Source organism: uncultured Draconibacterium sp., assembly GCF_913063105.1.
Lineage (GTDB): Bacteria > Bacteroidota > Bacteroidia > Bacteroidales > Prolixibacteraceae > Draconibacterium.
In genome coordinates this window covers 98337-111252 of the sequence record NZ_CAJXYQ010000005.1, presented here as the reverse complement: position 1 = coordinate 111252, position 12916 = coordinate 98337, and the positions used below count along the sequence as shown (strand labels likewise).

The 12916-nt window shown below is 40.6% G+C and carries 9 protein-coding genes; 1 reads left to right on the top strand and 8 read right to left on the bottom strand.

The window, feature by feature from the left end:
* The first annotated feature begins 341 nt into the window (after positions 1-341).
* On the top strand, positions 342-1136 hold the full coding sequence (locus QZ574_RS06615) for a DeoR/GlpR family DNA-binding transcription regulator (RefSeq protein ID WP_297088066.1): 795 nt from the start codon (positions 342-344) through the stop codon (positions 1134-1136).
* Between the two features lie 38 nt (positions 1137-1174).
* Here QZ574_RS06615 and QZ574_RS06610 read toward each other — a convergent pair whose 3' ends face one another.
* The 8 genes from QZ574_RS06610 to QZ574_RS06575 all read right to left on the bottom strand — a co-directional run bounded on the left by QZ574_RS06610 (position 1175) and on the right by QZ574_RS06575 (position 12906).
* A complete protein-coding gene (locus QZ574_RS06610) occupies positions 1175-1804 on the bottom strand; it encodes a DUF2490 domain-containing protein (protein WP_297088064.1) in 630 nt (209 codons plus the stop codon).
* Entirely contained in the window at positions 1801-2439 is a 639-nt protein-coding gene (locus QZ574_RS06605) for a DUF4956 domain-containing protein (protein ID WP_297088062.1), read from the bottom strand. The genes QZ574_RS06610 and QZ574_RS06605 overlap by 4 nt, the downstream gene beginning before the upstream one ends.
* Before the next feature lie 6 nt (positions 2440-2445).
* Positions 2446-3171 carry a polyphosphate polymerase domain-containing protein gene (locus QZ574_RS06600; RefSeq protein ID WP_297088060.1) on the bottom strand — a complete coding sequence of 242 codons (726 nt, stop codon included), beginning with the start codon at positions 3169-3171 and terminating at the stop codon, positions 2446-2448.
* A gap of 8 nt (positions 3172-3179) precedes the next feature.
* Positions 3180-5639: an Ig-like domain-containing protein gene (locus QZ574_RS06595; protein WP_297088058.1), complete on the bottom strand. Its 2460-nt coding sequence runs from the start codon at positions 5637-5639 to the stop codon at positions 3180-3182.
* Positions 5640-5667: 28 nt separating this feature from the next.
* Positions 5668-8448: a family 78 glycoside hydrolase catalytic domain gene (locus tag QZ574_RS06590; RefSeq protein WP_297088056.1), complete on the bottom strand. Its 2781-nt coding sequence runs from the start codon at positions 8446-8448 to the stop codon at positions 5668-5670.
* A 101-nt stretch (positions 8449-8549) separates the two neighbouring features.
* Positions 8550-9830 (bottom strand): bile acid:sodium symporter family protein, encoded by a 1281-nt coding sequence (locus tag QZ574_RS06585; RefSeq protein WP_297088054.1) that lies wholly within the window; start codon positions 9828-9830, stop codon positions 8550-8552.
* Positions 9827-10489 carry an aspartate/glutamate racemase family protein gene (locus tag QZ574_RS06580; protein ID WP_297088052.1) on the bottom strand — a complete coding sequence of 221 codons (663 nt, stop codon included), beginning with the start codon at positions 10487-10489 and terminating at the stop codon, positions 9827-9829. Before QZ574_RS06580 ends, QZ574_RS06585 begins: the two co-directional genes overlap by 4 nt.
* A gap of 101 nt (positions 10490-10590) precedes the next feature.
* Positions 10591-12906: a DUF5703 domain-containing protein gene (locus tag QZ574_RS06575; protein WP_297088050.1), complete on the bottom strand. Its 2316-nt coding sequence runs from the start codon at positions 12904-12906 to the stop codon at positions 10591-10593.
* Positions 12907-12916: the final 10 nt, after the last annotated feature.

The window sequence follows — 12916 nt, the reverse complement described above, 5'->3', positions numbered from 1 at the left end:
CGAAAGCAAATATAAGAAGATTAAAAATCAAAACAAAAGAAAAGAAAAATTCTATTGAGACATTCTGAAAGAATTTCAGCTATTTTTATAAAAAAGTCAAATAGGCCGAGATACGCAGCATTACACGATTTTTCGTGCTTAAAAAAAAACAACTGAAAATGGGATTTAGTACCGGGCGTATAACAACGCTACCATGTTTGCGTTTTTTTTCGTTATTTTGATATTTGTTTGAACAGCTAACAATTCCGAAACAGTTATTTTGCAAAAAATGTAATAAGGGCTTAAACTCAATCTGTTCTTAAACCGCACAAAAAAGAGAAGTACAAAAAACGCATATCACGATGAAACTGGAAAATTTAATGGCCAATCAACGGCGCGAAAAAATTATGGACCTGGTAAGAGAGGATGGGTCGGCGAAAGTAGCCAATTTGGCCAAGTTATTTAAGGTTACCGAAGTAACCATACGACAAGACCTGGAGAAACTGGAAAAGGACGGCTTAATTGTGCGGGAATATGGTGGTGCGTTTTTAAAAAATGTGGAAGATCAGGTAAAAAATTTCTCTTTGGTACACCAGGACAATATGGACAAAAAAGCGCTGATTGCCGAAAGATGTCTGGAATTGATTGAAACCGGAGACACGATAATACTTGACTCGGGCACTACGACCACAGAGATTGCCAAGCGTTTAAAAGGAATGAAAGACATTACCGTTATTACCAATGCTTTAAACATTGCGCTCATACTTGGAGCCGAACCAGGTATTGAGGTAATTGTTACCGGTGGAGAATTTAAACCGCCAACACTATCGTTAACCGGGCAAAAAGCAGCCGATTTCTTTCATGGTTTAAACGTTCAGAAACTATTTTTGGCCACTGCCGGAATTTCGTTAAAAGCAGGGCTTACTTACCCAAGCATTAGCGATATTGTTGTAAAAAAGGCAATGATTGATGCAGCTGAAATAACCTACCTGGTAGCCGACTCTTCGAAAATAGGGAAAAGTGCACTGGCCAGCCTTGGTGCCTTATCGTTAATTGATTACATTATTACTGATAAAGGCATAAAAAACAGTAATCGTAAAGTTTTTGAAGAACACGAAATTGAATTGATTATTGCCAAGGGAGAACAAACGAAATAAGCTGTAAAAAACAATACCAGCTGCTTGTTCTGCCTTGTTTAAAATTTAAACCGATAATCAATTCCCAAAATATGAATCGATTCCTGGCTGGAATAATAGTCTTGTAAACGGTAATAAAGTCCAACACGATGAAATTTACCCAGCTTACGGGTAAAACCAGCATCAAAACGGCCGCCTTTAAACTCACCTGTTGATATATTTCTGAACAGCTCGTAGCTGGTATACGGTTTAAATTTGCTGCCCTTTATATCGTAAGCGGATTTTAGCCTCACTCTGAAAAAATTTGATTTTTCATCATCTTCGTTAAAGTAATTGGTTAATCGTGCACGCAAGGAGTTTTCAAATCGACCAAAATCATAACTACCGGTCGCATCAAAAACAAAGCGGTTGTATTCCTCATTTTCTTTGTTTTTTACATTTAGGTTATACCGGTAAGCTGCAGCTACTTCTAAAAACTTAAACGGACTGTATGCAATTTTTCCATCTATTAAATATTCATCAACTGTCCAGTCATCCTGCAAACGCACTTCCGGAATAATGCTAAATTCAATGGTCTTAAAAAGTTTTTTTGAGAGCTCAAATTCAATCCACGTACCAAAGCGCTCGGTTTTAGCGCTGGCTACACCTGCCACACACAGCAATAAAAATAGTACAACTACTTTTTTCATAGTTTAAATTCACGTTTAGAGTTTTGTTCTTTTACATCGAAAAAGATAGTTATCTGAGCCACATCACGCAAGAAATCAACTTTCTCAATCTGGTACCGTTTTATTTTTATCCCCGTACGTTGTTCCAGATCTTTTATCATTTCATCTTCCCTCTCCTGATGCAAATTTTCAATGTTCTCGTATACCACCAACAAGGAATCAACCTGTCGTAGCATCAAAGCTTTTTCAAGTATCCATAAAGTTGCAAGTAGCAGCACATTAACCATGCCCAACTCAAAGTAACCCAAATATGATTTGGATAAAGCATTAATTACCGATACGGCAATTATTACGAACAGGTAAGTCATTTCTTTTGGTGGTATAGTATTGGTTCGGTACCTGATAATCCCGAATATGGCAAATAAGCCCAGAGCGAAACCAAGTTCGAGTTTTACATTTTCGAGTAAATAAACCAGTAAAAATACCGCTGCGCTTATGGCAAAATAGCTGAAATAGAATTCTTTCTTACGGCTAATGCGAGCATACAACATTACCACAAAAGCGGTAACAACAAGGTTAAAAATAAAGCGGATTACCAGAGATGTTAAAAATCCCATTGAAAAATCCTGTGTTCCTAATATATCAAAACTATCCATTATAAATTATTTTATTTTTTCTAAAAATCGAAGCCTCGGTTTAAAGGCATTTTGTTTTAAGGTATTATCAAGCAAGGCTCGTCCGGTGCAATATTTAGACAGCCCGCGTTGACGTATTTTTAGCTGCCGTAAAATCCCAACCATTGGCGACCCTTTCAGACTTTTGCCTCTTTTTAACTCAAAAATTACAAGGTTATCTAATTTTTTTTCTCCCTTAGTGTTCCAGAATTCGGGGGCAATATCAATGGTACACCTGTCTTTTCGATGTTTATGAATTAGGGTAATTCGGTAAAAACGGTTTTGCAGGCTTGGTATCATTTCAGTATCTCCGTACGGCGAATTATTTTGCAGAAAATTATTTTCAGACGTGGCAATTTCTGCACCATTTATTTCGGAAGGAATGCGCTCTTTTATGGTTCTTTTTTTATTGGTTTTAAATTTAATTTCGAAAAAGGAATGGCCTGAAACAAGGTATTTTCGCTGCCGCACTTTGTAACGATTTAATTTGCGGTTGTGATGATGCATATACATGGCATTGTCGGGTGTATCAAAATAAGAAGACCGATACTCCATTAAATGCTCATTGTTTATTTCTAGTACCTCGTAATAGTCCTGAACTTTTTCCAACAATTCTTTCAGCAATTCAATGTGAAACCAGTATTTTCGGTCGATTCGATTCATAAGTTTAACCTCATTGATCTCATCAAGCGAAACCGGATCAAATTTTCTCAATATGTTTTTTAATTGTTCCAACCTATTTCTTTATTATAAAAAACTTTTTTGCTTTTCAAACTTCCGTCGGTATAACGTTCTACCACAATATTAACACCTTTCACCGGTTTTTTGAGCCGTTTCCCATCAATTGTAAAGTACATTTTCTCCACAATTTTAAGGTTTTTTTCGGGCAAATACAGCGCTGCATTTGGTTCTTCATCGGCCAATACAAGTACTTCGCTAAGCGAGGTACCAATGAGACCATTGGATACAAGCTCCGAATTTTTATCGGCCTTAAAGCGCACATACAAAACATGGCTTCCATCGGTCTCTTCGGGCAATTGAAATGATCCAAAATACCAGGTTGAATCTTGATCAAAATTATAATCGCCAAGTTTTTTAAAATTAATCCCATCGGTTGAATACTCCACATTTTGAATGTGGTAGTATGTATTTAACCCAAGCATATTTGCATTTACCTTTATATTTTTGTAGCCACTTGCATTAAACGAAAATTGAAAATAATAATCGCCTGCAGAGGAAGCTCCCCGCCTTATCATTGCCGCATTTTTCCCCAATAAGGTATTTGTCCCGGAATAAAGGCCAAATGTTGTGCCGGTACCATCATCCCGTTTCAACTCAAGTTTTGCCCCCTGGTTTTCTATCGAAGAATAATAATCTGCAGCACGTTCCCGGCTTCCTTCTTCATAAAAATCCCAGGCCACAATATAATCCAGAGTGGTATAATACGCTTTTACCTCTTTGTTCTCATCCATAAAAACCAAAATGGTATCGGCCTTCGAGCCATTTTCCCATTCATCAAACGTTGAAACCACAGACGAAAAGGCCGTAAGTATCACCTCTGTTTCTTCAGCAAACATAAGTTTCCCATCAATCAGTTGTCCTTCAGGTGAAGTTGAAAATAGTTTTGCCCCTTCTCCATCTATGGCAATTGCTTTTAACTCGAAAAGCTCGGGTGGTTTTACCGGGACAACTACCCGCACCGTATCTGAAGCGATTAAATTATCAAACTCATTATAAGCCCTGGCAATAATTGCTTGTGTCCCTTCAGGCGCATCTTCCCACAAAAAATCGTAAGGGGGTGCAGTTTGTACATTTAACAGCACGGTATCGTTTAAATATTCCACCCTTGAAATACTTCCTTCATAAATCCATGCTTCTGCGGCAACATAGATATCAGCCGGAAGTGTAACTTCTGTGCTGTCCTCAGGGTCGGTAATTGTTACTCCGTTTCCTAAAGAAAATGTTATTACGTCTGATAATGCAGAGGCACCGGATGTATCGCTGGCTATGGCAAAAACCCGATAAATACCGGCTTCAACATCGCTCCATTCACAAGTATATGGGGCAACACTGTCAACAGCCAGCAAAGTATCGGTATAAAACTGTACAGCTGCAATTTTGCTGCTATCTACTGTTGCCTCAACCTGTATTGTTATGCTTGAATCAGCCGGAAAGCGGCTACTGTCGGCTGGAGAAATAATGGACACCTTAATTGCCTGACCTCCTGTTCCTCCCTGCACATTCCCAGCACCTATTTTTACCCTGTTTTTTACCGCATCAACGTTATCCAAACTATAGGGATAAGGCACTGTAAATACAGGATAAGAATTGGCTACAAAGGTTGGTTCAATACAATCGGTAAATTTCAGATTATTCCAACCAATTTTTCCGTCCTCGGTTCCACCATAGTCGGCCCATGCATCTTCAATATTTTCAAAATGTGTATTTTCAATTCGTATGTTACATTCTTTTCCAACCCCCACACAATATCCGTTTCCGGGGCTATTGTAGTAATTGTTGTAAATGTGCACATGCCCAAAGCGTACCCGCGGCATTCGGCCTCTTACTCCATCAGTATACCAATTATGGTGCAGGGTTACGTGTAACTTCCCTCTGTCAGAAGTACTGCTGTCGCTGTTTCCTATGAGATGAGCGAAAGAGTGCCCGTCTGGATTATCAAAATAAAATTTACTCCACGAAACAGTAACATAATCAGCCTGGCGAACAATGGAACAGAGTTCGTCTGAGCTATCGTGAAACGTACATTTGGTAATAAATACCTTTGTGGCCCCCGAAACTTCCAAAACATCATCGCTGGCAGGTCCAAGTGTGAGGTTTTGTATTATATAATTGCTACCTCCAATTTTTATTGTACCACCATATAAACCAGCATTTTCGTCAACACCAACTACTGTTTTATTTGAACCGATTGAAACTGTTCCGGTATTCAACCTTCCATTTACAATTATAACTGCAGGTGAGTCACCCGAAACTGCCGCTCTAAATTCTGCAGCAGTTGAGACAGTAATTGGAGTGGCATTGCCGCCGCCTGTTGTACCTTTATAACCTGCATAACCATCGGCTACTGCAATTGTTTGTGCCTGAGCCATTGTAATTCCCCAAAGAATGGAAAGGCCTAGCAATAAAATTTTATATCCGTTAAGTTTTTTGTTCGATTTCATTTCGTCCGTTTTTTGGGTAGTTCTACTATTATTTTTTTACCACAAATTCATATTTCCCGGAGCCAATTTTTACCATCATTTTTCCTTTAAAGTTTTCAGTTTCGTAGTTTTTAGCAACCAGTTTTTCTCTTTCAAAAACAGTGTTTTCATCACCCACCGGCATTACCACAACTCCCGCACTGTTAGCCGGAATTTCAACTTTTAGCCGGAATTCTGTGTCTGTATTATGCCAGTTGCTGCTGATTGTTCCGTAGGGCGATTCGTAACTTGCTTTTGCGGAAGTAATTCCACCAACAACACAGGGCTCAATTTTTACCTCTTTGTAGGCAATTGAGTTTTCTGTTTGACCAATGCCTGCGAGCCCGCTGTAAAACCATTCCATCAGGTGCCCAAGCATAAGATGATTGTTTGAAACCACCTCCAGCGCCTGCCACGATTCGGTTAATGCTGTTGCCCCCTTTTTTAGCTGAAAACCGTATCCAGGCACATCGTCGCGTGCATTCATGGCAAAGAGCAATTCATTTTGAGCATTGTCGCGCAAAGCCTTTACCAAAAAATTAAAACCAACATCGCCGGCAGTTAATGCATTTCCTGAATTTTGAATGGAATTAACCAGGGTCTTTACAACCGCATCATGGTTTTCCTCCTTAACCAAACCCACAACCAATGGCATGGCAATGGCAGTTTGGCTTCCGGTGGAATAGATGCCGGTTTCCTGATTAAAAAACCGGGTGTTAAAAGCGGCTTTTATTTCTTCTGCACAGCTTCTATATTTTTCAACAGCTTTATTCTTTCCAATTACGGCCGCAATTTCTGCCATTAATTTTACATCGTAAAAATAAATGGCTGTTGCAGTTAAAGCTTTGGGTGTTAATTGTGCATAGCCGGGACGTTCGGGCCCCAGGTCGTACCAATCTCCCAAACCGTAATCGATGATATGATTTTCGGATTTACCCTCCAGGTAGCTCACGTATTTTTCCATCATGGTCCACGAATTTTTCAACGGTTCTGCATCGCCGTACCATTTGTATATCAGCCAGGGTACAATTACCGCAGCACTGCCCCATTCGGGCGAATCGCGGAAATCCTGCCAAAATTCAGTGTACTCCGGAACGATGTCGGGTACCAGCCCCTCCGGGGTTTGTGCGGACAACATATCCTCAACAATTTTGTTATACAAACCATAAACATCGTAATTAAAGTGAACACCTTCGCCCATTAAATAAGCCTGCTCCAGCCAGCCCAGTTTTTCGCGGTGCGGACAATCGCTAAGCACACTTTGAAAATTGCTTTTTATGGCCCATTTTATCAGCGTATCAACACGATTGAACAGCGTAAAAGAGGTATGAAAGCTTCCGACTTCAGGCGAAGAGTTCCGGTTATGAAGCATTTTAAGACTTTTAATTCGGGGCTTATTCAAATCACTGTCTTCTCCTGCCGGAATAGCGCCATCAACCTGAATGTAGCGATAGCCTGAAAAGGTAAACTGAGGCCGCCAGATTTCCTCTCCCTTTCCTTTTAAAACATAGGTGTAATAATGCGGACGGCCGGTTGCTCGCTGATTGGCTGTATTATTCCTGTTTTTAAGTTCGGCAGGTTTCAACACAATTGAATCGCCGGTATTTCCACTAACGCTTAGCTCAAAAATTCCGGAGGCATTTTGGCCAAAATCGTACAAATAAGCAGCTTCCATACTCTCGATGCGGGTGATGGTTTTTGCTTCAATTTCGTCCATTATTTTTACCGGATAATCTTTTTCAGGATGCAATTTTTTGCATGGAGCTTCAACAATCAGGGCATCCTGCCAGTTGGTGTCGTTATAATTTATTTTATTCCAACCATTTTGTTCCAGGCGGGCATCGTAATTTTCCCCTCCGTAAATACTCGAGAAAGTTATTGGGCCCGGTTTTGTTTTCCATGTTGCATCCGAAATAATTTCTTCTGAACTCCCATCTTCATACAGTAGCTTTAGTTTTAAAATCATCATCGGGTTTCCGTAAGCCGTCATTACTTTTCGGTAACGCTCATTCGGGATAATAAAAAAGCCATTTCCAAGCATTACTCCCAATGCATTTTTGCCAGGATATAGTTGCTCGGTACAATCGTAGGTATTGTACAAAACAGTTTCATCGTAATGTGTCCATCCGGGTGCCAGAAAATTATTGCTAACGCGTTGACCATTCAAATGCATTTCGTAATGCCCCAGTCCCGACACAAAAACCAAGGCCTGTTTCAGTCCATTTTTCACCTCAAATTCTTTTCGCAATAGCGGCAGTTGGTGCAAACCCTGATCTTTGCCACGCCACGATTTACCGGGCAAATGTATTCCGGGTACAATGCGTTTCTCTTCGGGCAATTTATCGTAGGCAATCCACTGAGCACCACCCCAGTCTTTTTCGGTAAACAAACCTGTAACAAAGCTATTTACGGGGCTCCACCCCGAATGCTTTCCATTGGAATCCCAAACCTTAACCATCCAGAAATATTTTTTGCCGGCCTGCAATTTTTTGCCGCTGTATTTAACCAAAATACTTTGGCTGCTTTTTACTTTTCCCGAATCCCAAACCACATTTTTTCCTGAAGAACCGATTTGTTCTGACAGCAAAATACGATAGGCCATTTGGGTACAATTTTGTTCATTAGAAGCGATTTTCCACGAAAACAAAAAATCGCTGGTAGAAACCCCTAAAGCCTGCTGCCTGTTATCAACCGATGCAGAAACTACTTTAATTGCCGTTTTTTGATTACAGCGAATTAAAGCCAACTGAATGAAAACCAAGGGTACTATAAAAATTAATAATCGCTTCATTTAATGCTTCAAAGTTAAGTACTTATATAAGTTTTGCCGTGCCAATATTCTCAATCTGCGTGCCTGCTTCGCCCAACTTCTCGATTCTTTTATTATATCGCTCAAAAAGTGCTTTCATTTTTCTTTCGCCAATAATTCCCCAGCACCGAACCCGAGATATTCATCCACGGACTAAACACGGCAGCCGCCAACCCAAGCGTTGCCAGTTTTCCCATAACACCAGCCAAACCCGATGCCATGCCGCCGTTTTGCAAGCCTACTTCCAAGGCCACTGTTCTGCACGAATTTTTATCCATCCCAAGCACACGGCTTATCCAATACCCAAAAGTGTAACCCAGCGAGTTATGCAATACCGAAACCAACAGCATTATCAGTCCAACAGCTAAAATATTCTCGCGGCTGGCAGCTGTTGTAACAACCGTGAAGTAAACAATGCCGAACATCGAAATTTTTGGCATCATTTTTTTAACCTCAACAGACAACCTGGTAGCCAGGTAGTACAGTTTGCCTACCACCACTGCTCCTCCCAAAAAGCTAAACAATTCAATTAGTAAGAGTATATTTTTTGTTAGATGACTGGCCATAAGCCCCCAGAAACCGGCTATAAGTAGCAAAAACCACAACACAAAAACGACAAAAAGTGTATTTACAAAATGCATCCATTTTTTTGAACCCAGTTTAAAAACATCGGAAAGCATTGCTGCTCCGATGGGTACGAGAACAATTTTTATGATTTGCAGACACATATCCAGGGCATTCACCTCCACGTATGTACCTGCAAGAACTTTCATCCAAAAAGGTGTCATTATTGGCGCCAAAAGCGTTGCCACAGCCGTTAAGGTTACCGACAAAGTTAGGTTGGCACGAGCAAGATACACCATAACATTAGATGCCAGGCCACTTGAACACGAACCAATTAGAATAATTCCAGCTGCTATTTCGGGTTCAAAATGAAAAATACGGGTTAAGGAGAATCCCACCAACGGCATAATCGAAAACTGACAGATAATACCCACCAGCACACCTTTCCCCATGGTTTTAATATGCGAAAAATCGCGGAAACTCATTTGTGTGCCCATGCCAAACATTACCAGTTGCACTACCACCAAAATCACCCATTTATTACGCAAATCGAAATTTCCCCACACAAGAAATGCATTGGGGTAAAGCATTCCACCAACAATTGCAACAATTATCCATGCAGTATATCGATAGCTTTTTAGCGATTGTACAGCTCCAAGGCCAAAAGCAATACAAACTGCAGCAATTATTCCGAGGGGTTTTTGTGCATCGCCAATGCCTATAATCAAACTAACAACGAGCAAAACGCAAGCCAGCAAGCCCAGCCACAACGACACCCTATTTATTTTGTCCTTAATCATAAAACAGTTGCCAAATGTTGCACAGCCAATTCAGGACTTGTAATAATTGGCACTTTTTTATCCGCTTCGGCAAGCTGCCCAACCACACGAGCCATTGATGCTTGTGCCAGCAAAATTACATCTACCTGTTGCGCCAGCTCCTTTAGGGCTGCAGCTACTTTTTCGTCATGCACTTCGGGTTTTCCGCTCATTAAGGCATCAAAAGCGCCTTCACACAATTTTGATGTTAATTGAATTTCTTTTCCGGCAACGATTGCCCGGCGTTGCACTAAATCGCTGGTGGGCTCGAGCGTTGTTGGCAAGGTGGCTACCACTCCAATTTTTTTTCCCATTTGCACGGCTTTGTCGGCCATGGGCTGATCTACCCGAAGAACTGGCACATCAACAAGCGTTGTTGCCGTTTCCACTGCCGCCCCAATTGACGAACAGGTGACCAAAATAAAATCGGCACCGGCTTCTTCTGCCGAGGTAATCAGGTTAACCACTCGTTTCGAGGTATCGGGAGTAAGCTTCCCGCGCTCAATGGTATTTTTAATCAGACTATCATCGGAAATATTAAAAATTTTAAGGTTTTTATCGGCCAGATATTTATTTGTTAAATCCTGAAATACAGGCACCAAAGTAGCCGAGGTGTGAATTAGTGCTAAAGTTTTAGTCATAATATTTAAATTTCTTTATGCTTCTTGCAAATCCTCTTTATACCACATGGTTTCTGTAAAACCACTTCTTAAGCAAAATTCTTGCAAGCTTAGCAATGCGTTTATTCGTTCAATACAATTTCAATATCCTTTTTTCGTGATTCGGGAAAAACATGGAGTATTTCAACTTTTCCATTTTTTTGCACAGCTTCAACAATGGTATTTCCCGGTGCATGTAATTTAAAATGCACATCCCAATCCTTTGGCCAGGCGGGAAAAAGGTAGATTTTATCATCATTTGTTTGCAACAACATCTCCTGTATGCCAATCATCCCTGAGCCTCCCCAGTTGTGATCAGGTACCCAATCGAAACCAGGTCCCCAAAAGGCCGGAAAACGTCTTTCTGAATCCTGAAGTTTTAGTATCGAGAATTTAGCTGCCTCATCGGTCATTCCCAGTCGAGCAGCAAAAATGGCATATTGTTTCCAACTCCGGTGGTCCTGAAAGCGGACCACATCTTTATCATATAAATAAGTGTTTTTTGCCACCTCAAAATCAGGCCTGCCAATTCCGTACATTCCCCACGGAAAAACAGGGTACAATTGAGGCGCTTCAATGTTGTTTATCCTTTCCCACAGTTTTGCGGGAGCAATGGTCTTTTTGCCGTCAAACTCCCGGAAATTAAGAGGAGGTATTCGGTTTAAAAATTTCTCCCACTTTTCTTTTTCTTCGGCATCAATATATTTTTCGGGCAAAGCCAGCAAGCCTAAGGTTACAGTTTTTAATGCAGCAATGGTTGAAGTGGCATTGTAGGCCATTTTATAGGTTTCGTTAGCCGAACCGGGGTACAATATCAGCTGGTCGTTTTCATCCAGTACTTTTATTCCACGAAGTTTTGCCCTGTACTGGTAGTGCTCATCAAAAAATCTTAAACAACTTTTAATCAAAGGTATATATTCAGAAATATCAGCGCCTGTAAATTTTTGTAGCTCAAGTGCCATCCAACAAATTTCAAGCGAGGTATCCCATTGGTATTCCAACCATGCGTTGTATTGAATTCCGGGGTGAAATCCTTCAGGTCGCTTCCAGCTATATTCACTGGGGTTTGGCAATCCAAAATTTTCTATCTGCTCGGTAAAACACGCACCTTTATGCCCCCAATAGACTTCACTACGCAGCTCAGCTGTTTCCAGTATCTGCAGGTAAAAATCAAGCTGAGGTTTTAACATATCGAAATCGCCCGATTTAAGCATTGGGTAATACACCAAACGTTGGTTTTGGGCGGTAAATGTTCCACCACCCCAGTTTCTGAAATCAGGTGAAAAAGCACGGTCGGGGTTAGTAAAAACCGGATCAACGGTAAACAAGCCGCCATTAAACTTTGTGGGGTAACTACCGTAAGCATTGCAGCCCAGCATGTATCTAAAAAGCTGGTAATTTCGCCCAATTTGCCAGGCCGGGTCCTCTTCATTTTCATTCTCCTGATTAATTAAAACAAAGCTTCTGTTCCAATATTTGTTCCACCAGTTCTGCGTTTTCAGTCGTGCTGTTTTTTGCTTTTTTGAATATGTTTCGATCAACCTGCTCAATCCCGCGTTCCAGTCTTCCAGCGTTTTGTATTGCCCGGTATGAAGGTAAATTTGAAGGCTTTGCTTTTTGGAAGGATTTTTACTTAACAATTTCCAGCCCTTAAAATTGGCCTGCTGATATTTTCCTAAAACGGTTCCAGCGGCAACAAAACCATCTCCCATCAGTTTTCCGCCAAAAGTTAAATTTTCAAGCGGATTAAACATTCGGCTTTTTACAGCTTCCAGTTTTTGTTGCTTAACAGCTACATCAAAAACAGTTTCTCCCTGGTTTTGATGCACAAACTGCGCGGCATTTTCGAAAAAAGCAATGCTGTCTTTTTTATCAAGCAGCCCCTCAGGATTAACCCATTTATACGAATTTCCGAAGTTTTCGTATTTCTCCAACAAACGATCTTTAAAGCGCCAGTTCTCGTAGGTAGCTTCAACCAGGATTTTGCGCGTACTCTCTATTTCAACATGCACTACCGGAGAAAAAACATCAACCCAAACAAGCACATCGGCCGAAACGCCATTTTTTTGCCCTGAAATTTTTACGCAACCTTGTTGTAACAAAAGCTCTTGTTTAAAGCTTCCGTTTTCAAACGGATTTGGCGATAATTTTATGCGCACTCTGCCCAATTTGGGCATTCCGTTATTTTCATTAAAGGTTCCGCTGCGGGCTATATAAAATAGAATTTCATTGTTTTCGGCCCACACGTTTAAACCAATATCACCACCACCACAAGGCATAGATTCAGACGAATTTTTGCTTTGCGAATGCCAAACAAGATTGTAGTTTTCCAGTTCAGGAGATTGAGCAAACAATACTCCCGAGCATAAAACAAAAAATACAATAACTAACTGTTTCATTTCTATATGT